The organism is Pseudomonas sp. FG43, from assembly GCF_057809175.1.
The window spans coordinates 182400-209026 of sequence record NZ_JBMDJL010000002.1 but is presented as its reverse complement, the minus strand read 5'-3'; the positions used below and the strand labels follow the sequence as shown (position 1 = coordinate 209026).

At 59.4% G+C, this 26627-nt stretch carries 24 protein-coding genes and 1 pseudogene; 5 read left to right on the top strand and 20 right to left on the bottom strand.

Annotation, left to right across the window (positions count from 1 at the left end):
- Positions 1–18: 18 nt before the first annotated feature.
- From gspD to ACODS3_RS03715, 12 genes are all read right to left on the bottom strand, one after another.
- Positions 19–2310 (bottom strand): type II secretion system secretin GspD, encoded by a 2292-nt coding sequence (gene gspD / locus ACODS3_RS03770; RefSeq protein WP_304573876.1) that lies wholly within the window; start codon positions 2308–2310, stop codon positions 19–21.
- On the bottom strand, positions 2310–2840 hold the full coding sequence (locus tag ACODS3_RS03765) for a hypothetical protein (RefSeq protein WP_489033312.1): 531 nt from the start codon (positions 2838–2840) through the stop codon (positions 2310–2312). The genes gspD and ACODS3_RS03765 overlap by 1 nt, the downstream gene beginning before the upstream one ends.
- Complete coding sequence (gspM, locus tag ACODS3_RS03760) at positions 2837–3448, bottom strand: type II secretion system protein GspM (RefSeq protein WP_201003130.1); 612 nt, start codon at positions 3446–3448, stop codon at positions 2837–2839. Before gspM ends, ACODS3_RS03765 begins: the two co-directional genes overlap by 4 nt.
- On the bottom strand, positions 3423–4478 hold the full coding sequence (locus ACODS3_RS03755) for a type II secretion system protein GspL (protein WP_489033310.1): 1056 nt from the start codon (positions 4476–4478) through the stop codon (positions 3423–3425). Before ACODS3_RS03755 ends, gspM begins: the two co-directional genes overlap by 26 nt.
- A complete protein-coding gene (locus ACODS3_RS03750; RefSeq protein WP_489033308.1) occupies positions 4475–5209 on the bottom strand; it encodes a type II secretion system minor pseudopilin GspK in 735 nt (244 codons plus the stop codon). Before ACODS3_RS03750 ends, ACODS3_RS03755 begins: the two co-directional genes overlap by 4 nt.
- The gene (locus ACODS3_RS03745; protein ID WP_489033306.1) at positions 5206–5838 is read right to left on the bottom strand and encodes a type II secretion system protein GspJ; all 633 of its coding nucleotides are present in this window, start codon (positions 5836–5838) and stop codon (positions 5206–5208) included. The genes ACODS3_RS03750 and ACODS3_RS03745 overlap by 4 nt, the downstream gene beginning before the upstream one ends.
- Complete coding sequence (locus tag ACODS3_RS03740) at positions 5835–6206, bottom strand: type II secretion system protein (RefSeq protein WP_201017735.1); 372 nt, start codon at positions 6204–6206, stop codon at positions 5835–5837. The genes ACODS3_RS03745 and ACODS3_RS03740 overlap by 4 nt, the downstream gene beginning before the upstream one ends.
- Positions 6206–6640, bottom strand: coding sequence for a GspH/FimT family pseudopilin (locus ACODS3_RS03735; RefSeq protein WP_201003139.1), 435 nt, complete (start codon positions 6638–6640; stop codon positions 6206–6208). Before ACODS3_RS03735 ends, ACODS3_RS03740 begins: the two co-directional genes overlap by 1 nt.
- Before the next feature lie 9 nt (positions 6641–6649).
- Positions 6650–7081 (bottom strand): type II secretion system major pseudopilin GspG, encoded by a 432-nt coding sequence (gspG, locus tag ACODS3_RS03730; protein ID WP_201003141.1) that lies wholly within the window; start codon positions 7079–7081, stop codon positions 6650–6652.
- A 24-nt stretch (positions 7082–7105) separates the two neighbouring features.
- Entirely contained in the window at positions 7106–8308 is a 1203-nt protein-coding gene (gene gspF, locus ACODS3_RS03725) for a type II secretion system inner membrane protein GspF (protein WP_201017736.1), read from the bottom strand.
- Positions 8305–10029 carry a type II secretion system ATPase GspE gene (gene gspE, locus ACODS3_RS03720; protein ID WP_201003145.1) on the bottom strand — a complete coding sequence of 575 codons (1725 nt, stop codon included), beginning with the start codon at positions 10027–10029 and terminating at the stop codon, positions 8305–8307. The genes gspF and gspE overlap by 4 nt, the downstream gene beginning before the upstream one ends.
- Before the next feature lie 87 nt (positions 10030–10116).
- Positions 10117–10335 (bottom strand): hypothetical protein, encoded by a 219-nt coding sequence (locus ACODS3_RS03715; RefSeq protein WP_489033302.1) that lies wholly within the window; start codon positions 10333–10335, stop codon positions 10117–10119.
- Between the two features lie 482 nt (positions 10336–10817).
- Between ACODS3_RS03715 and ACODS3_RS03710 the strand changes: the two genes are divergently transcribed.
- The gene (locus ACODS3_RS03710) at positions 10818–13559 is read left to right on the top strand and encodes a beta-glucosidase (RefSeq protein WP_489033300.1); all 2742 of its coding nucleotides are present in this window, start codon (positions 10818–10820) and stop codon (positions 13557–13559) included.
- 89 nt (positions 13560–13648) lie between these two features.
- Here the strand turns inward: ACODS3_RS03710 and ACODS3_RS03705 are convergent, their stop codons facing one another.
- The 6 genes and pseudogenes from ACODS3_RS03705 to ACODS3_RS03680 form a co-directional block, all read right to left on the bottom strand.
- Positions 13649–14293, bottom strand: a complete 645-nt coding sequence (locus tag ACODS3_RS03705) for a TetR/AcrR family transcriptional regulator (protein ID WP_201017739.1) — start codon at positions 14291–14293, stop codon at positions 13649–13651.
- Positions 14294–14373: 80 nt separating this feature from the next.
- Positions 14374–15168 (bottom strand): ABC transporter ATP-binding protein, encoded by a 795-nt coding sequence (locus tag ACODS3_RS03700; RefSeq protein ID WP_201017740.1) that lies wholly within the window; start codon positions 15166–15168, stop codon positions 14374–14376.
- Positions 15162–16160 carry an ABC transporter permease gene (locus ACODS3_RS03695; protein WP_201017741.1) on the bottom strand — a complete coding sequence of 333 codons (999 nt, stop codon included), beginning with the start codon at positions 16158–16160 and terminating at the stop codon, positions 15162–15164. Before ACODS3_RS03695 ends, ACODS3_RS03700 begins: the two co-directional genes overlap by 7 nt.
- Positions 16147–17207 (bottom strand): annotated as a pseudogene (locus tag ACODS3_RS03690) (ABC transporter substrate-binding protein). The gene ACODS3_RS03695 and the pseudogene ACODS3_RS03690 overlap by 14 nt, the downstream one beginning before the upstream one ends.
- 153 nt (positions 17208–17360) lie before the next feature.
- Positions 17361–18527, bottom strand: coding sequence for an MFS transporter (locus tag ACODS3_RS03685; RefSeq protein ID WP_304573867.1), 1167 nt, complete (start codon positions 18525–18527; stop codon positions 17361–17363).
- Between the two features lie 6 nt (positions 18528–18533).
- On the bottom strand, positions 18534–19073 hold the full coding sequence (locus ACODS3_RS03680; protein ID WP_201017743.1) for a GNAT family N-acetyltransferase: 540 nt from the start codon (positions 19071–19073) through the stop codon (positions 18534–18536).
- A gap of 106 nt (positions 19074–19179) precedes the next feature.
- Between ACODS3_RS03680 and ACODS3_RS03675 the strand changes: the two genes are divergently transcribed.
- Positions 19180–20058: a LysR family transcriptional regulator gene (locus ACODS3_RS03675; protein WP_201017744.1), complete on the top strand. Its 879-nt coding sequence runs from the start codon at positions 19180–19182 to the stop codon at positions 20056–20058.
- A gap of 157 nt (positions 20059–20215) precedes the next feature.
- Positions 20216–21799 (top strand): aldehyde dehydrogenase (NADP(+)), encoded by a 1584-nt coding sequence (locus ACODS3_RS03670; RefSeq protein ID WP_201017745.1) that lies wholly within the window; start codon positions 20216–20218, stop codon positions 21797–21799.
- Between the two features lie 207 nt (positions 21800–22006).
- Here the strand turns inward: ACODS3_RS03670 and ACODS3_RS03665 are convergent, their stop codons facing one another.
- Together ACODS3_RS03665 and ACODS3_RS03660 are read right to left on the bottom strand one after the other, a co-directional pair.
- Complete coding sequence (locus tag ACODS3_RS03665) at positions 22007–22588, bottom strand: GNAT family N-acetyltransferase (protein WP_201003167.1); 582 nt, start codon at positions 22586–22588, stop codon at positions 22007–22009.
- A complete protein-coding gene (locus ACODS3_RS03660; protein WP_201017746.1) occupies positions 22588–23142 on the bottom strand; it encodes an RNA polymerase sigma factor in 555 nt (184 codons plus the stop codon). Before ACODS3_RS03660 ends, ACODS3_RS03665 begins: the two co-directional genes overlap by 1 nt.
- 336 nt (positions 23143–23478) lie before the next feature.
- Here ACODS3_RS03660 and sctW point away from each other — a divergent pair, with 336 nt between their 5' ends.
- Positions 23479–24525, top strand: a complete 1047-nt coding sequence (gene sctW, locus ACODS3_RS03655; RefSeq protein WP_489033296.1) for a type III secretion system gatekeeper subunit SctW — start codon at positions 23479–23481, stop codon at positions 24523–24525.
- Positions 24522–26627 carry a type III secretion system export apparatus subunit SctV gene (gene sctV / locus ACODS3_RS03650; RefSeq protein ID WP_201003173.1) on the top strand — a complete coding sequence of 702 codons (2106 nt, stop codon included), beginning with the start codon at positions 24522–24524 and terminating at the stop codon, positions 26625–26627. Before sctW ends, sctV begins: the two co-directional genes overlap by 4 nt.

The following is a 26627-nucleotide window of genomic DNA, read 5'->3' as shown; positions in this document are numbered from 1 at the left end:
GAGCCTCATGATAGCTGCTTAGTTCTGCATGCTGGTTCGTGAGACTTGTGGTTTGAGCAATTGCATCTGCTGGCGGTAGTCATCGGTCACCTGACGCGCCTGACTGCTGCTGGTAATGACACGTGGCGTAATCAGTACGATCAGCTCGGTGCGGTCCCTGGATTTGCTGGTCGCGCCAAACAGCCAGCGCAAGCCCGGAATACGCCCCAGATACGGTACCGAACTCACGGTTTCAGCATTGTCCTGCTTGATCAGACCACCCAACAACACGGTCTGGCCGCTTTGCGCCGCCACTTGAGTGGCCACCGAGCGAGTGGAAATACGCGGGTTGCCATTGTCATCAGTGACATTGCCAGCATCGCTGACCTGCTGCTGAATATCCATGTACACCAGCCCCCCCGGATTGATGCGTGGCACCACATCCAGAATCACACCGGTCTGCACGTATTCGACGCTGCTCAGGGTTGTGTCGGATGTGTTGGTATTGACTGTGGTCTGGCTGATGGGGATGTTGTCGCCCACTTGAATCTGCGCTTGCTGGTTGTTCATGACCACCAGCGACGGAGCCGACAGCACCTGGGTGCGGCCATTGGTTTCCAGTGCGCGCAACGCGACCTGCAGGTTGCTGCTGACAAAGGAGTAGAACAACGAATCCGTCGCGCCCAGCCCTGCACCGCCGGAACCCAGTGCGCCCTGGCTGCCTGCGGTGTCGGCTACCGTGGTGCTTGAGGAGTTGCCCGCCAGACGGCCCAGATACCACTGCACGCCCATGTCCAGTTCGCCGGTGAGTTGGACTTCCAGAATCCGGGTTTCGATCTGAACTTGCAGCGGCGGATTGTCGAGGCGTTTGATGGCCGATTCGATTTCCTTCCACTGCGCCGGGCGCGTACGGACCAGCAACTGGTTGCTGCTGCGTTGCGCGGTGATTCGGGTGCCGGAATCCAGGCTCTTGCTGGCGTTAGAGCCCTGAGCCCCCGTGGAGTCACTACCCTGATCTTCCTCTTGAGACTCGCTGTCGTCGGTATTCTGGTTATTCATGCCACCGTTGTTGTTCATGCCACGGTTATTGCCGAACCCGCCGCTGTTGCCCAAGCCGCCGGAGTTGCTGTTGAAACCGGAGCCAGAGCCGAAACCACCGCTGGAGTTGGGCGACGACAGCGTGGCCGTGCGCAGCCCAGGCGCAACCTTGGCCGGGGAATCATCCTTGATGGCGGCAGTGCCGTAGATCTGGCGCAGGTATTTGGCCAGATCCGTGGCCTTCATGTTGCGCACGTCATAGACGTACATCTGCGGTTCGTTGCCGCCACCTTCGTCGATGGTGTGAATCCACTGGCCGACTTCGTTCAGGTATTCGGGCTGGGATGAAATCGCCACCACCGAATTGGTCCGCTCGATGGGCAAAAAGCGCACCATGCCTGCCAGTGGCATGCCGCTTTTGGGGCCGAATATCTTTTGCAACTCGGGCATCAGTTCGCTGACCGAAGCACGCTGCAAGCCGAAAACACCGACCGACATGCCTTTGAGCCAGTCGACGTCGAAGGTGTCGATGGTGTCCTGATAGTTGGCCAGCTCATCGGGCGTGCCCGCCATGCTCAGGACGTTGCGCGCAGGATCGACCAGCAGGAAGGCGTTTTCACGGGCAAAGGGCTTGAGCAGCTTCTGCATTTCCGTGGCCGAGATGTAGCGCAGCGGGAACAGCCGTGCCGACATGCCCGCTGCGGGTTGCGCCACCGGCATTTCCGGCACCAGCTTGCCCGCCACCGCTTGGCTGGACGGCAGGATCACATAACGGTCGCCCTGGCGAATCATCGCGTTGTCCGTCCAGGACAGCAGCGTTTCCAGAATCGACAATGCTTGCTGCTTGTTCACCGGTTTGGAGGTGGAGAAGCTCACATCGCCCTTCACGCCCTGGGCAATGCTGTAGTTCTCATGCAGCAGGTCACCCATGATGCTGTTGATCACCGCCTGGATAGGCTGATTGGTGAAGTTGAACACGATATCGCCGGTCTCGGCCTGAGCGGCAGGCGAAGCCGCAGGGGTGCGGACAAAGCGCTGATTGCCTTTGATGATCTGCCGTTGCGGTGAAATGGCCGAGGTTTGTGGCTGGGTGTCGACAGGCGCCTGTTCGGTACGAGGATCTACCGGTGGACGTTGTGAACCCGTGCCTTGCAGCGCTTCCTGCAGCATGCCGTTGTCGGGGTCAAGAGTGTCGGGCGCAGTCGCGCAGCCGCCAAGAGCGACGGCAGTGGCCAGACAAAGCAAGGGTGTGCGCAAGGTAGCGATGGCAGGAACTCCTGAAAAGGTACCCATCACGGGGCTGAATCGTTGGTTAAGGTAATAGGGGGTGTATTCGATGGAGGCGGCAGACGCGGTGCGGGCAAGCGCAAGGCTTGCGTGCGGCCATCGAGACTGAATGTGGCTTGCATCGGCTCGACACTGTCCAGCATCCAGCCATTGGCCAGACGCTGGCCTTGTTTGATTTTCAAGGGCGGACCATCGTTTTGCTTGAGCAGTGCAACCTTCAGGGAACCGTCGATGATGACGCCACTCAGGGTCATGCCCGACAGGCTGGCGGCCTGCACATTGGCCTGTTCCACCTGGCGATCCGGGCTGCGGTCGGGGCTGAACAACGGGGTTTTCCAGGTATTGGACAAACTTTCCAGAGTCGCTTCGGGAGCGCGCTGGGTCTTTGCCGCATGATTGGCCGGGTTGCGCGGAGCCTCTTCGGGCAACCAGCCCGGCGAGTGGGCCGCGCCACTGAGCACCAGAGCAACAAGCGCCGCCAGCAACGTTGCCAGCCCCAGCAATGCCCACTCCAGAGGACGCAATAGAGTCTTCATTGCTCGCCCTCCCCGACCGATGACGGTTGCAGGTAGCCACGTACCAGCAGATGCACCACCAGCTTGCCGGCACCGCCGGTTGCCGGAGCATTGGCATCACGGCGCATGCTCATTTCGTCGACGAACAGAAACGGTCGCTGATATTCCAGCGCATGCAGGATGGCCGTGAGCGGCTCGATGGCACAGTTCAACGTCAGGCTGACCTTGACCTGCCGATAAGGCTCGGCGCTGTCCTGCTCGGGGGTGATCGGCATGCGCTGGGTCAAGGCGCAGCCACCCCCGGTCGTGGCGTGGCTGTTGATCAGGTCGGCAATACGCTGCATCAGGTCGGCGGCCACGGCACTGGGATCCTCGCCCGGCAACAGGCTGGTGCTGCTGGCCGGGTCGTTACGCGCCTGAGCCAGTTGCTGGCGCAGTGAATCGCCCTGTTGCAGCAAGCCGGCATAGCGCTGTTGCTGTTCACGCAGTTGTTCGGTCTGTTCGTTGATCTCGCGCAGCGGGCCAGCGAACCAGCTGTCGATCAACAGCCAGTAGGCCAGATAAAGCACCAGCGCCAGGACGATCAGGGCCGCGCCCCGACGTTCACGGCTTGTCAGTGGACGGCGCATCGGCGTTCTCCTGATGCAGATGGGCACGCAGGGAATACCGATCCTTGCCCGTCCGGGTATCGGGCTGGATCACGCCCTGAAACTGCGCGTTATCCAGGCTGTGACAGTTCTTGGCCCGTGCAATCAGGGCACTGGCCTTGGCGCTCTGGCCGGAGAATGCGACTTCGGCGTTATCGCTGATTTCCAGATGTTCGATCCAGGTGTCCGAAGGCAGGCAAGTGGTCAGCTCGCTGAGCAACGCCGACAAGGGCGTTTGAGCCGCCTTGCGACGTATCAGGTAGTTGGCCGCACCACGGGTGTTGGTCAGTTGCTGGCGCAGCTTCTGGATTTCAGCAACCTGTGTCCTTTGCTCTTGTACGCTGGCCTGCATCTCTTCCAGTAAACGCTGACGATCGTTGAGCCAGAGCAGCATGAGGCCAAGCAACAAGGCGCCGCAGGTCCACAACAGCCAGCGTTGCGTTCGATGACCGGAGCGAACCTGATTCGAGCGCAACGGTGTCGGCAGCAGGTCGATGCCCATCCGCTGCTCGGCAGACCCCACATCCACGGCATCGGGCTGCAAACCCTGTGCAGCGCACTCGGCAAGAATGTGGTCCAGGCGCTCGCGAAGAATGGCCACCAGCGTGACCTGAATGAAACTGGCGCTGCGGCTTTCCTGCCGAGCGACAAAGTACAGTTGCCCCGCATCGAACGGAGTAAATCGGTCCAGTTCGTAACCCACGACAGTCGACAGATTACGGGCCGCCGCCGACGGCAACTGCAGGCTCTGTACCAGCACATCGGCCGGCGACAGCAGCAGGATTCGGCGCGCCTCGACAGAAGATTTCGGCAAGGACGATTGCAGCGGCCACGGGTACAGTTGCTCGACGGTTTCATGCACCAGCCACTGGCGCACACGAACCGGCAGGCAAGCCTTCAACTCCGCCAGCCATAATTGCCAGCCACGCTGGGCCAGACTGCCACGCCACTGCTGGGCAACCCGGTCGCGCAAGGCGAATACCGGTGCCAGACGTGCTGATAATGAATTCATTCTTGCCAACGCAACACCTTGTAAGGCTGTGCGTTTTCCCCCGCTGGACTCAATAGAATCGTGGTTTGTAAATGGGCGGACGTACCACCCGGTTGTTGTGCCTGACTGTCGATGAACAGAACTTCGCCAGGATCGACCCCGACGGCGCTCTGGTTCGGCAGGTTCAGACTGCGGCGTATCAAAGCCGTTGCAAATGCGGGATCAGGCCGCTCCAGCCCGCTCCATAGCGTGACTTCCGGCACCAGACAGACATACAACGCCTGGTTCATGCCCGGCAGTTGACGAACCTCTTCGATCACCCGCAACGGCGGCTGCCCCGCGTTGCGTTGCGCTTCAAGAAACTGCGCGATACCGCTTGCCTGGTCTTTCGCCGCTCCACAGGCCTGCAGGACCCTGGAGATATCTGCAACGGGCGCACTGTTGAGGTCCAGCTTCCCTTGTTCACTGCGCACGCTGACGAGAAGTTGCGTGTCATCGAACTTCAAGGCAACCGGACGTCCATCTGCTATCCATGACTTGCGCTGCGCCGGATCGAGCAAACCTTGTATCGCCATGTTCATGCCCGCTTCGGCCGCCAGAATCGCCTGGGTATTCTGCCGCAACCAAAGCGCCTGACGACTTTCAAGCTGCACCCAGCCGGCCAGCCCGCCAAGCAACAGACTGAGCAAGGCCAGCACCCAGAGCACCACCAATAGCGCAACGCCTTGCTGATGCCGGTAAAAACGCTTCATTGGCCACCCGCCCCGCCGGACAGGTCCAGGCGCAAGGCAACCACTTCACTGACCCAGGCCACCGGCCCGTTCAGCTTCACATCGATGCGCACGGCACTGGGCAAACGACTTGGCCACGGCCACTCAGCCAGCCAGCCGGTCGGCTTGCCCTTGGGAGAGAAGCCGCGATAACTGAACGTCAGCCCCTCCACGTTATTTAGCAAGACCTGTGGCTCGCCCCATGGCTGTACGACCGTACCACCCACACCGGTCTTGATCTGCTCAAAAGTCACTTGCAGATCGCGCTGCCCTTCAGGCCCGCTCAATTGCAGGGTATGACGCTGAATACCGCCACCCAGTTCACCAGGCAAGGTCGCCACGAATTGCAACTGGTGAGCCGAACCCTCGAAAAAACCATTGCTGACGCTGTCGTCATCGGAAGTATCCAGGGGCAATGCCTGACCGATGGAGGTGCGTAAAAACGCCTGTGTCGCCCTCACTTCATCCAGGCTGGCCGTGTAGCGCTCAGCCTTGAGTACCGCACGATTCGCGCCCAGCAATGCACCTGCGATCAGTACCAGCAATATGCCCAACAGACTGAGCACCAGCATGATTTCCAGCAGCGTGAAGCCACGCTGAGCGGATCTCAAAATCCGACTCCAGGTGACGAGCCGCGCAGTTTCAAGGTGCTGAACCGGGCACGACGCTGGTCTTCCTGAAGTGTCAGATCAAGACGAAACAGACGCGCCCGGGTACTTTGTCCCGGCATCTGGCGAATGTTCAAGGTCCAGTCGATGCCCGCCAATACTCCCTGGCGCGTGCTGTTTTCCAGCGGGCCAGCGCTTTCCTGATCCAGAATCGTGCGGGCAGCATGGCTCAGCCGGTCACTGTGCGATACCTGCAACAGTGAACGGGCACTCTGCCCAAAAGCCACCAGCAAAACACTGCTGCACAGCGCCATGACCGTCAGGGCCGCAAGCATTTCCAGCAGCGTGAAACCCGACTGCACGTTTTTCATCAAAGCGCCCGAGCCTGGACACTGCCGGTCAGCCAGCCGATATCGATCCGCCAGCGACGATCACCATTGACCAGCGTAAGGTTACCGCCACTGGAACCGCCATCGGGGTAGAACTCAACCGAAGCCCCCAGATCGGCCGACGTTTGCATGGTCACTTGCAAGTGCTCGGGCCAGTGCTGTACGCGCTTGCCCGGTGCCTTGAATGTCATGCGACGCAAATCGAACACTGTCCGGGCAGGCTGCCCCGTGACAATCGCCCGGACCCGCGTGGCACGTAGCGCTTCAACCATGTCGCCCACTGCACGGCGCTCGCTGGCAGCGTTCAGACCCTGTTGCAAACCAAAACCCACCAGGCCCACGGCGATGCTCATCAACACCAGCACCACCAGCATTTCCATCAGGGTAAAACCTCGGTTCGCGACAGGGGAATTCATGACGCCTCCTTACTCCCAGTTGCCGAGATCGGCGCTATAGCCTTCACCACCGGGCTCGCCATCCTGACCGTAGAAAATCAGATCGAAACTGCCGTGCTGCCCCGGAAAGCGGTAGCCGAAAGCATGGCCGAACGGATCCTTGAGGTCCGACGGCTTGGCGTAAGGGCCGTTCCAGCCCGAGGAGTTGCCGGGTTTTTCCACCAGTTGCTGCAAGGTCTTGGGCGGCGAGCCAACGTCCAGTGCATAGCTTTCGATCTTCATGCCCAGACTGGCCAGTTGCGCCTTGCCCGCGCCGTATTTGCCCTTGTCGACGTTGCCGCCCACCTGACGCACAACGATGGTTGCCACGATGCCCAGCAGAACAATCACGGCAAGCATTTCCAGCAGGGTAAAACCGCCCTGTCGGCGTCCGGGTTTGAAGCGCGTACGGTTAACACTCATCGGGGTGATTCCTCGTTCATGAATTCAGATATTGCTGGTCAGGCTCATCAGCGGCAGCATGATTGCCAGCATGATCACAGCGACCATGCCCGCCATGACCACCGTCAGCGCCGGCACCAGCGCCGCGAGCATGCGATCGATACCGCGCTTGGCTTCGACATCGAAGATATCGGCGACCTTGAGCAGCATGCTGTCCAGCTCGCCCGCCTGTTCGCCAACCTCGATCATCTGCAACGCCAGATCAGGCAATAGCGGCTGCGCCCCAAAGGCGCTGGCCAATGTGCCACCGCCCTTGACCGACTCTGCGGCCTGTTCCACCTGTGCCTGCAAGGCCCGGTTGGTGCAGACCTGACGGGCAATGACCAAGGCCTGCAACAACGCCACACCATTGCTGAGCAAAGTGCCGAGGGTTCGGGTCAGGCGTGCGGCTTCGACTCGTTGCAACAATGGGCCGATCACCCGAATGCCCAGCAAGCGCCGGTCACGGCGTTCGCGGCGCTGCGGGTCGCGCAGACGCACAGCCATGCCCCAGGCCAGGACAATCAGCCCGGCGAACAGCGCCAGACCGTAGTCCCCCAGAAACTGACCAAGGTCGAGAATGACCTCGGTAATCAGCGGGATCGGCACGCCCAGATCCTTGAAGATAGGCACGAACTGCGGCACCACATAGGCCAGCAGCAAAGCCAGGGAACCCAGCACGCCGACCACCAGAAACGCCGGATAGATCAGCGCATTGATGACTTCGCCACGCAGCAACTGGCTACGCTCCAGGTAATCGCTCAACTGGCGCAGGGTGCTTTCCAGCGCACCACCGGCCTCTCCGGCACGCACCATGCTGATATACAGCGGCGAGAACTGGCTGCCCTCTTCTTCCAGCGCAACAGACAACGGTTTACCGGCCTTGACCTGCTCGCGAATCCGCTCGATCAAGGCTCTGGTCTGCGGTTGGCCAGGCTGTTTGAGCAGAATTCCCAAGGATCGTTCCAGAGGCTGGCCAGCGCCCAGCAGCGTCGCCAGTTGCTGAGTAAAGCTGACCAGCGCCGCGCCACTCAGTTGCCCACGCCCCAATGCCCGGCGCAAACCGCCCAGACCGGCACTTTCTATATGCATCACCATCAAGCCGCGCTTTTGCAAGGCGGCTACGGCTGCCTCCTGATCCTTGGCCTCCAGCGCACCGTTCTGCACGGCACCCGAGGCATCCAGAGCGCGGAACTTGAACAGGCTCATGAGCTTTCACCACGAGTAACGCGCAGCACCTCTTCCAGAGACGTCACGCCTGCAACGGCCTGACGCAAGCCCTCTTCATGCAGGGTTCGCAAACCACCGCGCCGGGCAGCCTCTTCCAGGGTCGCAGCATCGGCATGGCGCATCAGCAGGCTGCGCAACTCTTCATTCATCACCAGCAGTTCGGTGATTGCGCTACGCCCGCGATAACCACCGCCCGGCGCATCGGCACGAGGCCGGTAAAGACGAATCGGGCGTTCATCGGTAAAGCGCTCAAGCCCGTGTTCGGCAATAAGCTCCGGCGGCGCATCGAAGGCCTCCCGGGTGGCCGGGTCCAGGCGTCGGACCAGCCGCTGAGCGAGAATACCGTTGACCGTGGACGCGATCAGATAGCTTTCCACGCCCATGTCCAACAAGCGGGTGATACTCGCCGCCGCACTGTTGGTGTGCAGGGTCGAGAGTACCAGGTGACCGGTCAACGAGGACTGAATGGCGATACGACAGGTTTCCAGGTCGCGCATTTCCCCGATCATGATGACGTCCGGGTCCTGACGCACAATCGAGCGCAGTGCTCCGGCAAAGTCCAGGCCGATGGCGGGCTTGACCTGAATCTGATTGATGCCTTCGAGCTGATACTCCACCGGGTCTTCAACGGTGATGATCTTGCGCTCGGCGGTGTTGAGCCGTGACAGCGCAGTATAAAGAGTCGTGGTCTTGCCGGAACCGGTCGGGCCAGTCACCAGCAGAATGCCGTGGGGACGCTCCAGCACATCAAGGAAATGCTCAAGACGTTCGCCATCGAAACCCAGGCTGGGGAAATCGAAATCGATGGTCTGGCGATCCAGCAGACGCATGACCACCGACTCGCCAAAGCTGGTGGGCACGGTGGAAACCCGCAAGTCCAGTTCCTTGCCCTGAATACGCAACATGATCCGCCCGTCCTGGGGCAAACGGCGTTCGGCAATGTCCAGCCGCGCCATGATCTTGACCCGGGAAATCACTGCCGCCGATGAACTGGACGGCGGCGCTTCGGCTTCGTGCAATACGCCATCGATGCGATAACGCACCTTGAGCTGGCTCTCGAAGGGTTCGATATGAATGTCCGAGGCGCGCTGCTCGACTGCACGTTGCAGGATCAGGTTGACCAGACGAATCACCGGCGCTTCGGAGGCCAGGTCCTTGAGGTGTTCGATGTCTTCCAGCGAACCGCCGTCTTCATCGAGGTTTTCAATCAGCGTGCCCATGGCGGAACGTCCCTGGCCGTAATAGCGCTCGATCAGGGTTTCGACTTCATTGCGCGGCCCGATGGACAACCCGACCGGCACTTCACAGGCATAGGCAATGGCCTGAAACGGGTACAACACAGCCGGGTTCGCTGCCAGCACTTGCAAGCGGTTGTCGCTCCAGCCCACCGGCACCACTTGATAGTGGCGCATGAAGCGCTCGGTCAGCGGCGGCAAAGGGTCCAGCAAGGGCGGCGCGGCATCGGCCATCAGCAGCGGAGCATTCAATAAAGCAGCCCAGGCACGCGCCAGCTCGAATTCGGAAACCAGCCCCAATCGGGTCAGCAGAGCCAGCAGCTCAGTGCCTTCGGACTCCTGCTGCAAGCGCTGAGCGCGTTCAAGATCCTGGGTTTTCAGACCGGCATTGCCCATCAGCCAGGCACATACCTGAGCGGCATCGGGAATCAGGAGCTGGGTAGCATCGACGGGTTCTGACTGCATTTGAGAGGAAATCTGTACACATCGGAGGGGCATAGACTACAGCACTCCCCCATGACGAGGGAGGCCATGCTCAGAAACGTCTTACGATCAATCAGCCGGTTTCTGAGTAGTCGAACTCTGAGGACGTCCGCCCCTGGCGGTTTCGACTGTCTGTTTCTTCGTCGCCTTGGTGTCCTGAGTCTGGGTCATCACAGTGGAATCGCTCGCTCCGGAAGTCGCATCTGCATCCGTGGCTTCAGCCGCAACTACCGCGCCACTAAGCGCCATACCCAGAACAACACCCGCACCAAAAATCGACAACTTCATAGCAAATACTCCAGACAACTAAATTCAAGGATTAAATAAAAAATGGCCAAGGAATCGAATCAGACCTGGCAACTAATCAGCTGACCATCAGGTGGCTACCACCCAACAGACACGGCACTGAAAATTCTTAAACCCATCGACCAGTAGGTTTAACAAGAGTTCAAAATTTGTAAAGAAAAAAGTCAAAAACCAACAAAAACACATTTTTGTTTGACTTTTTATCGTCTCTTTCGTCTTAATTGTTGCGATTTGTTAGTTCAAAGCGCCATCAAGTAGTGGCTCTTTGGAATCAAACAAGCAGAAGAACTTAAATAATATTTAATTGATAAAACCATCATAAAACAGCAACACCCGCTTGAAGTTAAAACACTTTGAATCGCGGTGACGGGAAACTGTTGCCCAAAGAAAAGTCATGAAGTAAGCGACCCTGTCGTCGCTTCTCCCTGCATGAATCCTTATTGACCCAGTTGTTGGAGAGACGCATGAACAAACGGAAAATGATCGGCGCCCAGTCGGCCCTGGCCTTGCTGGCATTGGCTGTATCGCAGGTACATGCTACCGACGCCGCTCAGCAGGAAGCTCGTGAAGCCCGCGCCGAAAAGGCCGCGCAAAAGACCCTGGACAAGATGACCCAGGAAGAAAAACTGGCCTATATCGGCGGTACAGGTGGTTGGGATGTCAAACCCCTGACCCAATACGGCATCCCGCAGATTCACGGTGCCGATGGTGGCGTCGGTGTGCGCTACACCAGCGAAGGCAACGATCAGGGCGTGGTCTATCCGTCCGGCCCCAACCTGGCGGCCACCTGGAACCCGCGCCGCGCCATCGACCTGGGCCGCGCCCTGGGTTATGACACGGCCACTGGCGGCTACCAGTTCATTACCGGCCCTGGCGTGACCCTGTACCGCATGCCTTACGGCGGCCGTGCGTTCGAGTACATCTCGGGTGAAGATCCGTTTCTGGGTGCAAGCCTGGCGCCAGGCGTCATCAACGGTATCCAGTCGCGCGGTGTCTGGGCCAACGCCAAGCACTTCGCCGCCAACGATCAGGAAAGCAGCCGCTTCACGCTGAACCAGATCATGAGCGAACGTGTGCTTCGTGAAATGTCGCTGCCAGCCTTCGAGTCCGCCTCCAAGAACGGCAATGTCTCGATGGTGATGTGTGCCTTCCAGAAGATAAACGGTGAATTCGCCTGTGAAAACAAGCACTTGATCACCGATATTCTTAAAAAGGAATGGGGCTACAAAGGCTTCGTGCAGAGCGACTACAACGCTGTCGTCCATGGTCTGAATGCTGCCCAGGCAGGCACCGACCTGGACATGATGGGCTATCAGATGAACAGCACCATCCTCAAGCCTTACCTCAACAGCGGTGAGTTGAGCGCAGCGACCATCGACGAAAAAGTTCGTCGTATCCTCAAGCAGATCTACCTGTACAAGTTCGATAGCAAAGCGCCTTTGACCACCCACAACATGAACAGCGCCACCAGCAACAAGGTCGCCCTGAACGCTGCCCGCGAAGGTATCGTGCTGCTCAAGAACCAGGACAATCTGCTGCCGCTGGACAAGCAGAAGGTCAAGAAAATCGCCGTTGTCGGCAACCTGGCCAAATACGCACCGCCTACCGGTTTCGGCAGCGCCAACGTTCAGGCGACCCGCTACGTCAGCGAGTTGAGCGGCCTGCAACAGATTGCTCCGAATGCCAAGGTCGAGTTCATCGATGGTCTGTCACTGGACCCGGCCGCCGCTCAATGGACCAGCACCAATACCGCTGGCGATGACGTGAAAGGCATGAAGGTCGAGTACTTCAGCAACGCCAACTGGTCCGGCGATGCAGCGGTGACCCGCACCGAAACCCATGTCGACCTGGACTGGGCCAACGACACCGACCTGCCGTTCGAGAGCAATACCTCGACCTCCGATCCGTATACCAGCAAGGGCTCGACTGCCGGCTCGCTCAATGGCGACACCTCCTCCACCTCGATTCGCTACAGCGGCAAGATCACCCCGACCCAGAGCGGCGAACAGGTATTCAAGGTGCGCGCCGACGGGGCCATCCGCCTGTACGTCAATGGCAAGAAAATCATCGACAACGGCGATGGCAACCCACTGCCGGACAACAGCATCCCGCCAACCATTCCGGAATACGCCAAGATCAACCTGGAAGCAGGCAAGAGCTATGACGTGAAACTCGAATACTCGCGTCGTGCCGGTTACCTCTCGACCATGGGCGGCCTGGTGGGCGTGCAGATGAGCTGGGCGGCATTGAACGCACCTCAGGATCTGTCCGGTTACGATGCGGTAGTGGTTGCTGTCGGTAACAGCGCCGAATACGAAGGTGAAGGTTTCGACCACAGCTTCGATCTGCCTGAATACCAGAACGAACTGATCCAGAGCATCGCCAAGGTCAACCCCAATACCGTGGTGACCATGTTCGGCGGTACCGGTCTGAAAATGAGCGACTGGATCGACCAGGTTCCGGTGGCGCTGCATGCGTTCTATCCAGGTCAGAACGGTGGTCAGGCACTGGCCGAGATCCTGTTCGGCAAGGTCAACCCGTCAGGCAAGCTGCCGATCAGTATCGAACGCAATATCGAAGACAACCCGGTCTATGCGTCCTTCCCGAAATTCGACAACGAAGGCGCGCTCAAGGAAATGGACTACAAGGATGACCTGCTGCTGGGTTATCGCGGTTACGAGAAGAAAGGCATCAAGCCGCTCTACCCGTTCGGCTATGGCCTGTCCTACACCACGTTCGGCTACAGCAACATCAGCGTTACGCCAGGCGTAGCGGTGGGCAATACGCCGATCAAGGTCTCGTTCGACCTGACCAACACCGGCAAGGTCGGTGGTTCGGAAGTGGCTCAGCTGTATGTAGGCCAGCAGAACCCGAAAGTCGAACGCGCCCTCAAAGAGCTTAAAGGCTACAAGAAGGTGTTCCTCCAGCCGGGTGAAAGCAAGCGTGTGACCATCGAGCTCAATGATCGCTCGCTGGCTTACTACGACGTCAAATCCAAGCAGTGGGTGGTCGATGCCGACACCTTCAACCTGTCGCTGGGTGGCTCGTCTCAGGACATCCGCCTGAACGCCAAAGTGGTCAACCCGTTCCGCCAGGAACTGTCGACCACCACCAGCAACCCGCTGCCACGTTCGGCACTGAACTCGGTGAATGTCAGCAAACCAGCGGTGAAGACCGGTGGGGTGTTTGAGCAGGAAACCGAATAACCGTCGCAGGAGCGGATTTATTCGCGAGATGGCATTGAAGACGATGCATTTGCTTTGCATGTATCGGCCTCTCGCGAATGAATTCGCTCCTACCGGGTAAGCCTTATCGCCTGATCGACCTGCGCAATGTAGGCATCGAAACTTTTCACCAGATCAACCTGATCCGGGAAACGCAGCCACTGGATCTGCAGCCCGTCCATCATCGCCAGAATCTGCTGGATCAGCGCTGGCAAATCCACATCTGCGCGCACTTCCCCGCTGTCCACCAACTCCGTGAACTGGGCCAGCAAGCGCTCATAGATCCGCTGATAGCGTGTCTGAAACCAGGCCCAGGCGGGATGGTTTTCCAGCAGGCTTTCCGCATTGAGAATCGAGAAGGCCCGGATCACGCCCGGCGCCGTGGCATTGGAACGGTTGATCGCCCGCAGGCTGCCCAGCAGGCCGGTGAGGTTGTTTTCTGCGTGGACTTCGTCGGCGATCTTGCGGCTGACCTCATCGCGCCGGTCCAGCACGCCCATCAACAGGGAAACCTTGTTGGGGAAGTGATGCAGCAGGCCAGCGACGGATATGCCGACAATCCCCGCCACCTGAGCCATGGACGCTCCGGTGTAGCCTTCCAGGGAAAACACCTGCAAGGCCGCATCGAGCAGTTCTTCGCGGCGCTTTTCGCCTTTGGGCGCACGTCGTTGCCGGATGGCTGGCGACCCCGTGTCCTGTGGGTTGTGCCGGGTCATGGCAGGCTCCTTCTTGTTCAGGCGCGTACCCTACTCACTCAGGTCACAGGCCGCAATCCCGTGGCGCCACCGACTATCGTCTACCACCGTTCTCCCAGCCCGAGCAGGCCGAGGATCTGACGACGCAAGTCAACGAGGTAAGGATCGTCACGATGACGTGGATAAGGGCGTTCGATGGTCAACTGCGCCTTGATACTGGCTGGCCGGTCGCTGAAAACGATCACCCGATTGGCCAGCAGCAACGCCTCTTCGACATCGTGAGTCACCAGCAGCGCGGTATAGCCCTGGCGTTGCCAGAGATCGATCAGTTCCTGCTGCATGGCAATTCGGGTCAGAGAATCAAGCTTGCCCAGCGGCTCGTCGAGAATCAGCAACCGTGGCTCATTGACCAGGGCCCGCGCGAGTGCCACCCGTTGCGCCATACCCCCGGACAATTGCCTTGGATAAGCCCGCCCGAACTGACTGAGCCCGACCTTGGCCAACGCCGCATCGACCTTGGACGAATGGGTTTTCAGCAAGCCCTGAGCTTGCAGCCCCAGCGCCACGTTGTCCCATACCCGACGCCAGGGATAAAGGGTCGGGTCCTGAAATACCACGACCCGGGAAGGATCCGGGCCGCCGATGGGGACGCCATCGGCCAGCAAGGCACCGGAATCGGCAGGTTCAAGCCCGGCCACCAATCGCAACAGGGTGGACTTGCCGCACCCGGAAGGCCCGAGCAATGCAACGAATTCGCCAGGGGCGACATCCAGCGAAACCTTGTCCAGCACCGGCAAACGCTGGCCATCCAGCGCAAACCCATGGCTGAGGTTATCGATACGCAACGCAAGCCCGGCTTGCGATGAAGGGTTTGAAGCCTGAGCTGTAGCTACCATTTCATGGTTCCTTGTTGCCAGGCCAGCAGACGGTCACGGATCAGAAACAACGCCGTGATCAGGCCAGAACACGCCAGCGCCATGATCAGCAGCGCAGCATACATATTCGCGTAAGCCGCCCAGCCCTGCGCCCATTGCAGGTACCAGCCGATCCCGGATTTGACGCCCATCATTTCGGCCACCACCAAAGTCGAGAAAGACGCGCCCAGGCCCATGAACAGCCCGACGAACACATGGGGCAAGGCAGCCGGGATCGCCACGTTGAAGATCAGGAAACCCGGTTTGGCACCCAGCGTGCGCGCCACGTCGTAGTAGGCCTTGTCGACACTGGCAACACCCGACCAGGTCAACACAGTCACCGGAAACCAGGTGGCCAGTGCAATCAGGAACACACTGGCGCTCCAACTGGTGGGGAACAGAAAGAAGCACAGTGGCAACAGGGCTGTGGAAGGCACCGGACCCAGAATGCGCAGGACCGGATGCAGCCAGTAGCCAATGCTGCTCGACCAGCCGATGGCGACCCCGGCGATAAAACCTGTCACGGCTCCCAGCGCCACGCCGGTGCCCAGCAACAGAGCCGAATGCAGCAGACTTTCCAGCAGACGCGGCCAGTCTTCGACGTACACATCCAGCAAGGCCTGCGGTGGTGCAAAAAATGGCACAGGCAGCAGACCCAGCTTGGCAGTGAGCACTTCCCAGATACCCAGCAGGACCGGCAATGCAATCAGCCATGGTCCGGCCGCCTGAGCCCGGCGAGCCAATCCTTCAGACCAGCGCCCGGCAATACCGACCAGCAGGACCAACAGTGCAATTACCAGACACAGATTCGCCAAGCCTTCGGTCATCGGCCATTTGCGGGTGGCATTGGGCAGATACAGGGTCAATGCGGCGACAACGATCCAGGCAAAAACAGCCACTGCGCCCAGCTTCCAGAACCCGAAAGCCTGACGGGATTCGTCAGTCGCCAGCGTGGTAGCCTCAACTGAAGACATCGGCGGTAATCTCCTTGGAGAACTCAACGGCATCGGTGCTCTGACGGATCACTTCAACGGTTTTCAGGTCCGTGACGTAGGTCTGGATTTCCTTGGTTAAAGCTGCGCCGACAGCGTGATGCCCGTGAGTGTGGTCGTGAAGGATCGCCTGAACTTCTTCGACCGAAGTGTTCAAGGCGTGGGCCTGGAACCCCTTGGCGACCACTTCGGGATTTTTCACGGCGTAATCATGAGCTTCAAGAATCGCCTGGGTCAGGGCCGCCACTACGCGCTTGTCCTCACGTACCAGCTTGCCGGTCACACCCACCACGCAGCAGCTCAGGTTGGCATACTCCTCAACCAGGTTGGTGGACAGCTCCCGGGCCTTGCCTGCATTGATCAGGCGATACATGAAAGGGTCGCCTGAACCTCTCCCCGCTCCAGCGCCGTGCCCAGCAGGTCTGCCGGATACAGCCGCCAGTCCACATCCCGCACCGGGTCGACGCCATGTTTCTTGAGCAGCACCGAGAAGAAATTGCGGTCAGGGCTGGCCATGTCGGTCACACCGATGGCCTTGCCCTTGAGGTCCTCCAGCTTGTTGATCGGGCTGTTGGCGGCACTGAGCAGACGCAGACAACCTCCATGAGTGCCAGCCGTCAGCTTGACGTCGAAGCCCTGCTCCAGCGCCTTGAGCCAGCGCAGCGCCATGCCGACACCGGCATCAGCCTTGCCGGTTGCAATGGCTTCGAGCAGCACTTCGGTGGAGTTACCGAAGTTGACCAGTTCCACATCCAGATTGTGCTTCTTGAAGAAACCCTGGCCATGGGCGATGACCACTGGCGCCAGGCAGACCGCGTTGAGGTTGACCGCCAGCTTGAGTGCTCGCGGCTCGGCCAGACGAATGAAGTCTCCAGTGCCGGCAGGCTCGATATCCGGATGACTCAGATGCCCGGCATGCTCGTCCACTGCCCAGCCGGAACGCGGCAACGACAGCAACAAAGGACTGGCCAGAACGGCGCTGGCCCATCCCAGCAAGCGGCGACGGGTTAAAGAATCAAAAGCGGACATGCGGGTCGTTCCTTGAGAATGAAAACGGTGATGGCCTTCACCGAGAGGTTTTAATAACCTTTCTCATGGATCCAGCAATTGGTTAAAACCATATCACCGGACAAAACATTCTATAAATTCATTTAACTTCTATATAAATATGCAAATAGTCTATCAACCGACAAGCACTTGAGCGTGGCGCCGCAGAACCATCGCCAAGCCCCACACCAGCAGACTGATGGCCAACGAAAGCAATACCAGCCCGCGATCCCCCGAAGTTTCACGCACCAGAGCGTAGAACCAGGGTGCGCCCGCCGCACACAGAAAAGCCGGTGCCAGCAGCCTGCCCTGCAGCTGGGTGTAGCGGGCATGGGCAAAAAGCTCGAACGGCAGGCTGGCACGCAGCAAGGTACACAGGCCGTTCATGGCCCCATAGCCAAAGATGAACAGACAGGCCAGCCAGACTCGTCCCTGGCTCATGAGCGCCATGGCAAAGCACAGCGCAAGACCGGCACCCACCCAGACATTCAAACGCAACGCCGACATGGATTGCCCCAGCAGCACCTGCAACAAGCGGGCGCTGGTCTGCCCGATTCCCCACAAGGCCACCAGCCCCAGCGGCACACCGAACCCCGCCAGCATCGCTGGCAAGTGCGCCGACAGACCGGCAGACATGAAGCCGATCAACATCATGCTCAAGGCATAACCAATCTGCGGCAGACAAGGCGTGGCAATGGGCGGCTCGCCGGATTCGACACGCTCTTGTACAAAACCTGTACGGGCGTCCGGCAGCCCGCTCGCCAACAGCCCGCTGAACAGCGCCAGAGCGGCATACACCCCAAACGCACTGCGCCAGCCAAAAACGTCCTGCAAGTAATGCCCCAAGGGCCAGAACACCGCTGAAGCCAGGCCGCCCAGTAAAGTGATCTGCATCATCAGCGGACGGGCCCTGGCAGCCAGCAATCCGGCCAGAACCGCAAACAGCGCATCGTAAAGGGACAAACGCATCCCGACGCCAAGGATGCACCAGGCCATGAAATACAACGTCGGGCTCTGGCACAACGCCAGGCCACAGCACCCCATCGCGTTGAGCAGCGCCCCCGCCTGCATCACCTGCCGAGCGCCCAGACGCTGGATCAGGCGGGCAACCAGCGGAGAAACCAGCCCCATGACCAGCATCGCGACTGATAGTCCGGCAAAGACCCGCTGCCCGCTCCAGCCCAGATCATGGGCAATGGCGTTGCCAAAAGCCCCTGGCAGGTAAAAGGTCACACCCCAATTGATCAACTGTGCAACGCCCAGTCGTAACACCGCATGCCGGGGCAAGCCCGTGCCGTTCACCCGGTTTCACACAACAGGTTCAGGCGTACTGAGCGAACCGTCGCCCAAGGCCCGCTGCATCAACACGGTATCGACCCAGCGTCCGTGCTTGAAGCCCACCGACTCGAAGACGCCTACCCGATGAAACCCCAACCGCTCATGCAGGCGGATCGACGCGGTATTCTCGCTGTTACCGATAACGGCGATCATCTGCCGCCAGCCACCTTGTACGCAGTGCTCGACCAGTTCTGCGAGCAGCGCCTGGCCGATGCCCAGGCCACCCATGCCACTGCGCACATAAACCGAGTCTTCCACAGTAAACCGGTAGCCCGGACGTGGCCGATAAGGCGTGACATAGCCATACCCCACTACTTCACCCAGGCGCTCGGCAACCCGATAAGGCAACCCCTTGGCGAGCACTTCGGCGCGCCGACGCAGCATTTCCTCCAGGCTCGGCGGCTCCAGCTCAAAGCTGGAAATCCCCTCCAGCACATGCTCGGCATAGATCGCCTGGACCATGGGCATATCATCGTCGCGGGCGTCACGCAGGATCAGGGCATCGTTCATCTTGAAGACTCTTTGGCGGGTGCTATTGAATGAGAGCAATGATGCAGCGCGGCAACCCATAAACAAAGCTATGATCATTCATCCTCAGCATAAGTAAAACTTTGCCATGCGCCGACTGAACCTCAACCATCTGCATACCTTCTCGCTGGTTATTGCTCACGGCAGCTTCTCGGCGGCAGCCGAACGCCTGAACCTGACCCAACCGGCGGTCAGCCTGCAAGTGCGGCAACTGGAAGAACATCTGAACCTGCGCCTGATCGAGCGGGTGGGCAAGCGCATCAAACCTACCTCGGCAGGCAGCACCTTGCTGGAACATGCCTCGCGAATCGATGCGGTGGTCGAAGAAGCCATGCTGGAGCTTTCCAGCCATGCCCATGGCATAGCCGGACAAATCGCCATCGGCACCGGGGCAACCGCCTGCATTCACCTGCTGCCGCCCATGCTGCAAAACCTGCGACAACGCTTTCCGGATCTGGACGTGCGAGTCAGCACCGGCAATACCGACGGTATCCTCAAGGCCGTGGAAGAGAACCGCCTGGACCTCGCTCTGGTCACCCTGCCCGCTTCAGGCCGTAGCCTGGAAGTCACACCGCTGCTGGAAGATGAATTCGTGGCGATTTTCGCCAGCCAGCAAGAGCTATTGCCCGAAGCCTTCACACCCCAGGCACTCAGCGATTACCCGCTGGTGGTGTTTGAAGCCGGCAGCAGCACCCGCCTGCTTATTAATGAGTGGTACCTGCAAGCGGGAATCCGCATCAAACCGGTCATGGAGCTGGGCAGCATCGAGGCCATCAAGGAAATGGTCGCGGCGGGTCTGGGTTACAGCATCGTGCCCCGTATGTCGGTGGCGGCAACCCATCATCGGCGCGGGTTGCAGGTTCATTCCCTGACACCGGGGCTGAGCCGTACACTGGGCATCGTGTTGCGTCAGGACAAACCGGTAAGCAAGGCATTGCGCAAGGTGCTGGATACGCTTCGCGGGTAAGCGATTCGTTCCTGCCGCTATCCTGCTTTGGCAGTTGCATATGCTGCCGACCAAGTTGTACGATGACTGCTGACCTCATAGATTCGGCAACCCATAAGGAGCACCGGTCCACATTTATCCGGACCGGCCTCCAACGTCAAAACAACAGGAGATACCGATGCCTAACATTCTCGGCCACAACTTTATCGCTGGCGGCCGCAGCGCCCTTGGTCAGACCCAGCAGAAAAGCCTCGACGCCACGACAGGTGAAGAACTGCCGTACAGCTTCTTCCAGGCCACCGACGGCGAAATCGATGCCGCTGCCCTGGCTGCCAAAGAGGCCTTCCCCGAATTCCGTCAACTGAGCCCGGCCCGTCGCGCCGAGTTTCTTGAAGCCATCGCTGACGAGATCGATCAACTGGGCGATGATTTCGTCGCTATCGTCTGCCAGGAAACCGCTCTGCCTCAAGCGCGTATCCAGGGTGAGCGCGGTCGTACCAGCGGTCAGATGCGTCTGTTCGCCAAGGTCCTGCGTCGTGGCGATTACCTCGGTGCCCGTATCGACCTGCCGCTGCCGGACCGCAAGCCTCTGCCACGTGTGGACCTGCGCCAGTACCGCATCGGAGTAGGCCCGGTCGCAGTGTTCGGCGCCAGCAACTTCCCGCTGGCCTTCTCCACCGCCGGTGGTGATACCGCTGCTGCGCTGGCAGCCGGTTGCCCGGTGGTCTTCAAGGCTCACAGCGGCCACATGGCCACCGCCGATCTGGTGGGCAGTGCAATTATTCGCGCAGCAGAACGCACCCATATGCCAAAAGGTGTGTTCAACATGATCTTCGGCAATGGCGTCGGTGAAGGACTGGTCAAGCACCCTGCCATTCAGGCTGTCGGTTTCACCGGTTCTCTGGGCGGCGGTAATGCGCTGAGCAAGATGGCCGCCGAGCGTCCACAACCGATTCCGGTCTTCGCTGAAATGTCGAGCATCAATCCGGTGGTCCTGCTGCCGGAAGCCCTGACAGCACGCGGCGAAACCGTGGCCAAGGACCTGGCCGCTTCCGTGGTAATGGGTGCCGGCCAGTTCTGCACCAACCCAGGCGTGGTAATCGGTCTGCGCTCTGCGACCTTCTCGGCCTTCCTTGAGCAACTGACCGAGCACATGGGCGGTCAGGCCCCGCAAACCATGCTCAACGCTGGCGGTCTGCGCAGCTACAGCAAAGGTGTCCAGCACTTGCTGGAGCACCCGGGCGTCACTCACCTGGCAGGCAAGCCGCAAGAAGGCAAGCAGGCTCAAGCACAACTGTTCAAGGCTGATGTCAGCCTGCTGCTCAACGGTGACGAACTGTTGCAGGAAGAAGTTTTCGGCCCGACCACGCTGGTGATCGAAGTCGCTGACGATGCCGAACTGAAGAAAGCCCTGCTGGCCTTGCGTGGGCAGCTCACTGCGACCCTGATCGGCGAACAGTCAGACCTGAGCAAATACAACTGGCTGCTGCCTTTGCTGGAAGAGAAAGTCGGTCGCATTCTGATCAATGGCTACCCGACTGGCGTCGAAGTCTGCGATGCCATGGTCCACGGCGGTCCTTACCCGGCGACTTCCGATGCACGCGGCACCTCGGTGGGCAGCCTGGCCATCGATCGCTTCCTGCGCCCGATCTGCTATCAGAACCAGGCTGACAGCCTGTTGCCTCCAGCCCTGCAGAACGCTAACCCGCTGGGCCTGAAGCGTCTGGTCAACGGTGAGTGGAGCGACCAGCCTATCGTCTGACCGGCGTCCACAAAAAAGAGCGGCGCGACCTGAAAGGGCCGCGCCGTTTTTTTTGAAAACCACAACGATAACCTTGTGTCAGCTTGCCGGGACCGGAAACCGGTCCTGGCCAGAATCAGCACCGCATCGACCGTTATAACGGTCGTGCGGTAGAGAACACGGTATGCACCTTTAACCAGTGCATACCCTTTTTTCAACGCTGGCGAATCAGACAGCCTCCGAGACATTGATCCGCACCGGCACGTTCAGCGATTGCCCCAATGGCAGGCCAAACAGCAGAACGTCGGAGCGCTGCTCACCGAAGCGGGCGATGTTGGGCAGGCGAGCCCACAGATGCGCGCCAACCGCTGTAACGATCTTCTGGCTGGGCGTGTTGGCCGCCATGATCCAGGCCACCAGGTTCTCAAGCCCGGCCTGCTGGCCCAGGATGACCGTCGCTTTACAGAGCAACACGCCAATGCCACTGCCGAAATGGTCGCCGCGCACGTAGATGGCCGTTTCCCCGGTTCTGTAGCAGGCCTGGGTTCCCCAACTGAAGCGGTTAATCGACAACCAGCCCAGCACTTCACCACGACGCTCGTAAACGTAGACAGGCAAGCCGTCACGCTTGTAGAGGTTGACGTAGAACTTCACTTCTTCGTAGGTCATCGGCCGGGTAACCGGCGAGTTGGCACCGCTGCCAGCCGTTTCGTTGAAGATGTTCATCATCGCTTCGAGATCGTCTTCAGTGAACTCGCGAATACCGCGTGGCAGACGTGGCAGCTCGGGTTTAGGGACAAAACTGTTCATTAGTGAATCTCCTTGGAATAAACGCTGGTTTTGAGCTGTCCACGAGCACGGGCCAATCGTGAGCGGATGGTGCCAATCGGGATGTCCAGATGACGCGCGGCATCCTGATAACTGATGTCCGAATCGACCACCAGTTGAATGACGGTGCGCATGTCCACCGAGAGTTCTTCGATAGCTTCAAGGGTACGGCCCAGGGTGCGCTGGAAATCGCTGATCAGGCTTGGGTCATGGCCCTGCTCCAGGTTTTCCAGTTCGGAGTCGGTCAGTTCCATGCACTGAGGCTGGTTGTAAAACGTTTTGAAATGGTTCCTCACCAGATTGGCTGCAATCCCGAACAACCAGGTTTCAGGGCGGGAGGTGCCCAGATACTTGTGTTGATTGCGCCAGGCTTCCAGATACGTCATCTGCATCAGGTCATCGACATCCGCCTGATTGAATACGCGCTTACCGATGAAACCTCTCAGCTTTTTCTCGCTGCTTTTAGCAAGGCCACCCAAGTCCAGTGCGATAACACCGATGACTTTCCCTTCGCGCTGCATGCCTTTGACTTCCACGGTTGTATCTCCATATCCATAAGTAACTTTTGCCGGTAGTGGCCAGATAGGGAGAGCAGCGAATGTACCAACTATTTATTATTTTCAAGTCATTGATTTATAAGGACTTGCACTCTCAAAAGTAGTGGCTTTGTGCCATTTGTTGCATTCTCGACACAAAGCCCGTGCAAGAACTGGCACAGCTTTCAAAGCATCAGATGGCAGGAACCGGTTGCGCTTAAACGCCACTCAGGAAACACATGTTCCGAGGCGATAGCGCAGCCCATGAAAATCAACTCCTTCCAAGATATGCGGCCCGCTGAACTGGAGCCGTTCCCTCGCCCCCCCGTCCAGGAGATGTCGAAGTCCTTCGCTCCCAAGAATCCGTTGCTCGATTCCATGGAAGAAGTGGCGATGAAGTTCAGCGAAAGCGTGGAGCGCCACAGCAAGGGACTGGACGAACGGCATGTTCGTGAATCAGGCAGCTCGCAACGTATAGAACGCATCGAGAAACTGGCCGAGATGTACCGCCTGCTCGATAACAGCGAGCAACCCAGCCTTGAGCAACAGGCCAGGCGAATGCAGATCCAGATGATGCAGCAAGGCAGCTCGATGCCTGACCTGCTGAAAATGGCCGACAACGACCCGGCGCGGGCCGACATTCTGTTGCAACAGGTGGTGCGCATATCCGTTGCCGAAAGCAACGAAGCCAGTCACGACCAGGCTCAGACAATGCTTGAAGAGCTGCGTCTGACACACGGCGACAAGATTCGCGCCGGCTTGAACACCGCCAGCGCCATTGCCCTGTTCAGCAGCGACCCCCAACAGCGCAGCCTGATGCGTCAGCTTTATTACAAGGCAATCGTCGGTCAGCAGCCTCTGGCAACCCTGCTGGAAGCCTTGCTCGAACGCTTCAACGAAGACCAGTTCGCCCGCGGCCTGCGCACCTTGCAACGGGCATTGGCCGACGACATCGCCGCCCTCGCCCCGTCGCTGCCGGGCGGTGTGCTGCGCTCGATGCTGCGTGGCCTGGGTGCCAGCGGTCAGTTGAACAACCTGCTGAAAACCTGCCTGGCGCTGCTTGAACGTCTGGCCAAGAAGTCTCCGGGCAGCAGCATGACCGCACTGGGCATGAGCAAGCGGGTATTGCGTTTCTGTGGCAACGGCTTCTTCGCCCGCGACCTGACGCTGCTGGCCGAAGAAACCATTGGTCGCACGCCCAACCTGCAACCACTGTTCTTCAACGGCCTGTACCCGCTGCTGCAAAACCTGCCTCTGCCGTTGTGGAAGGACCTGAAAACCCGTCAGAACGGCCTGCGCCTGTTGCAGGGCCTCATGGATGAATTGTCTCGCCAGGAACGCAAGGCCATGGGCATTGAAGACGCCGGGAGAACCATCCAATGATTCGCATCATCCATGCACTCAACAACCTCGCGCTGGCGGTGATGAGGCGCACGGAAATCGTCGGTGCGATCATGGTCATGGCCATTGTGTTCATGATGATCCTGCCCTTGCCCACCGCACTGGTGGACGTGCTGATCGCCCTGAACATCTGTATTTCTTCATTGCTTATCGTGTTGGCGATGTACCTGCCGCGCCCGCTGGCATTCTCGACCTTCCCGGCAGTGTTGCTGCTGACCACCATGTTTCGCCTGGCCCTGTCGATTGCCACCACCCGCCTGATTCTGCTGCAACAGGATGCCGGCCATATCGTCGAGGCATTCGGCAGCTTCGTGGTCGGCGGCAACCTGGCAGTGGGTCTGGTGATCTTCCTGATTCTGACCATCGTCAACTTTCTGGTGATCACCAAGGGGTCGGAACGGGTTGCGGAAGTCGCCGCGCGCTTCACCCTGGACGCGATGCCCGGCAAACAGATGTCCATCGACAGCGACCTGCGGGCCAACCTGATCAACGTCCGCGAAGCCCGGCACCGCCGCGAGCAACTGTCCAAGGAAAGCCAGTTGTTCGGCGCAATGGATGGCGCGATGAAGTTCGTGAAGGGTGATGCCATCGCCGGTCTGGTGATCGTGTTCATCAACCTGATCGGTGGTTTTTCCATCGGCGTGATGCAACACGACATGGAAGCCGGTGACGCCATGCACCTGTATTCGGTACTGACCATCGGTGACGGCCTGATCGCACAGATTCCCGCGCTGCTGATCTCGCTGACAGCGGGCATGATCATCACCCGTGTGGCCCCGGACAGCCAGACCGCCGATGCCAACATCGGTCACGAAATTGCCGAGCAGCTCACCAGCCAGCCAAAAGCCTGGGTGTTCGCCTCCATCGGCATGATGGGGTTCGGTCTGATTCCGGGCATGCCGACCATGGTGTTTGCGTGCATCAGCCTGCTGTGCCTGTTCAGCGGGCTGATTCAGTTATGGCGGATTCGTCAGAAGGAGCTTTATCAGGATCAGGCCGGTGCCGCCCGCAATGGCGCGCCCGAACTCAATGGTCGCGAGGATATCCGTCGCTTCAACCCGTCGCGGGCTTACCTGTTGCAGTTTCACCCAAGCCATCAGGGTTTGATGGAGCTCGACATGCTGATTCAAGGCATTCGCCAGCGCCGCAACACACTGGTTCATAACTTTGGCCTGACTCTGCCCTCCTTCGATATAGAGTTCACGGAGAATTGCGAAATCGATGAATTCCGCTTCTGCGTTTATGAAGTGCCTTTCATCCGTGCCACCATTTCCCTGACCCAGGTAGCCGTCGATATTCGTGATGTCGAGGAAGACCAGCCCGGCACCCCCGGACGGATTGATCGCGACGAAGCCCAGTGGATCTGGGTCGATGCCAACGATCCGCTGTTCGAGGACGAGGACATCGTCGGCATACGGCCTCATGAACTTGTCCTTGAACGCATGAGCCGCGCCTTCCAGGCCACCGGCCCGCAGTTCATCGGCCTTCAGGAAAGCAAGGCGATCCTCAGTTGGCTGGAATCCGAACAACCGGAGCTGGCTCAGGAGCTGCAACGCACCTTGCCGCTGGCGCGCTTTGCCGCCGTGCTGCAACGCCTCTCCGCCGAACTGGTTTCCCTGCGTTCGGTCAGGCCGATTGCCGAAACCCTGATCGAACAAGGCCAGCATGAACGCGACCTAAATGCCCTGACCGACTATGTGCGCATCGCCCTCAAGGCGCAGATCTGTCATCAACACAGTGAAGAAAACACCCTCCACACCTGGCTGGTGACGCCGGAAACGGAAGTATTGCTGCGCGATGCCCTGCGCCAGACCCAGAACGAATCCTACTTTGCCCTTGAGCCCGAGCTGGGCAGTGCGCTGCTCGAACAGTTGCGCGAAGCCTTCGCCCTGCAATCGAACCCGCCATCGAGCCCCAAGGCCGTCCTGCTGGTTGCACAGGATTTGCGCAGCCCCTTGCACAGCCTGCTGGCAGATGAGTTCAACCACGTACCCGTGCTGTCTTTCGCCGAGTTGTTGTCCACGGTGCAAGTCAAGGTCCTGGGTCGCATCGACCTGGATGAAGCACAAGCCCTGCTAGCCTGA

Excerpts from the sequence above, each read along its gene's own strand:
- ACODS3_RS03670 (WP_201017745.1), top strand. The coding sequence starts at position 20,216 with ATGCCTAACATTCTCGGCCACAACTTTATCGCTGGCGGCCGCAGCGCC.
- ACODS3_RS03765 (WP_489033312.1), bottom strand. The coding sequence starts at position 2,840 with ATGAAGACTCTATTGCGTCCTCTGGAGTGGGCATTGCTGGGGCTGGCA.
- gspF (WP_201017736.1), bottom strand. The coding sequence starts at position 8,308 with ATGAGCCTGTTCAAGTTCCGCGCTCTGGATGCCTCGGGTGCCGTGCAG.
- gspM (WP_201003130.1), bottom strand. The coding sequence starts at position 3,448 with ATGCGCCGTCCACTGACAAGCCGTGAACGTCGGGGCGCGGCCCTGATC.
- ACODS3_RS03665 (WP_201003167.1), bottom strand. The coding sequence starts at position 22,588 with ATGAACAGTTTTGTCCCTAAACCCGAGCTGCCACGTCTGCCACGCGGT.
- ACODS3_RS03735 (WP_201003139.1), bottom strand. The coding sequence starts at position 6,640 with ATGAATTCCCCTGTCGCGAACCGAGGTTTTACCCTGATGGAAATGCTG.
- gspG (WP_201003141.1), bottom strand. The coding sequence starts at position 7,081 with ATGAGTGTTAACCGTACGCGCTTCAAACCCGGACGCCGACAGGGCGGT.
- ACODS3_RS03695 (WP_201017741.1), bottom strand. The coding sequence starts at position 16,160 with ATGTCTTCAGTTGAGGCTACCACGCTGGCGACTGACGAATCCCGTCAG.
- ACODS3_RS03700 (WP_201017740.1), bottom strand. The coding sequence starts at position 15,168 with ATGGTAGCTACAGCTCAGGCTTCAAACCCTTCATCGCAAGCCGGGCTT.
- ACODS3_RS03675 (WP_201017744.1), top strand. The coding sequence starts at position 19,180 with ATGCGCCGACTGAACCTCAACCATCTGCATACCTTCTCGCTGGTTATT.
- sctW (WP_489033296.1), top strand. The coding sequence starts at position 23,479 with ATGTCGAAGTCCTTCGCTCCCAAGAATCCGTTGCTCGATTCCATGGAA.
- gspD (WP_304573876.1), bottom strand. The coding sequence starts at position 2,310 with ATGGGTACCTTTTCAGGAGTTCCTGCCATCGCTACCTTGCGCACACCC.
- ACODS3_RS03705 (WP_201017739.1), bottom strand. The coding sequence starts at position 14,293 with ATGACCCGGCACAACCCACAGGACACGGGGTCGCCAGCCATCCGGCAA.
- ACODS3_RS03710 (WP_489033300.1), top strand. The coding sequence starts at position 10,818 with ATGAACAAACGGAAAATGATCGGCGCCCAGTCGGCCCTGGCCTTGCTG.
- sctV (WP_201003173.1), top strand. The coding sequence starts at position 24,522 with ATGATTCGCATCATCCATGCACTCAACAACCTCGCGCTGGCGGTGATG.
- ACODS3_RS03755 (WP_489033310.1), bottom strand. The coding sequence starts at position 4,478 with ATGAATTCATTATCAGCACGTCTGGCACCGGTATTCGCCTTGCGCGAC.
- ACODS3_RS03750 (WP_489033308.1), bottom strand. The coding sequence starts at position 5,209 with ATGAAGCGTTTTTACCGGCATCAGCAAGGCGTTGCGCTATTGGTGGTG.
- ACODS3_RS03740 (WP_201017735.1), bottom strand. The coding sequence starts at position 6,206 with ATGAAAAACGTGCAGTCGGGTTTCACGCTGCTGGAAATGCTTGCGGCC.
- gspE (WP_201003145.1), bottom strand. The coding sequence starts at position 10,029 with ATGCAGTCAGAACCCGTCGATGCTACCCAGCTCCTGATTCCCGATGCC.
- ACODS3_RS03680 (WP_201017743.1), bottom strand. The coding sequence starts at position 19,073 with ATGAACGATGCCCTGATCCTGCGTGACGCCCGCGACGATGATATGCCC.
- ACODS3_RS03715 (WP_489033302.1), bottom strand. The coding sequence starts at position 10,335 with ATGAAGTTGTCGATTTTTGGTGCGGGTGTTGTTCTGGGTATGGCGCTT.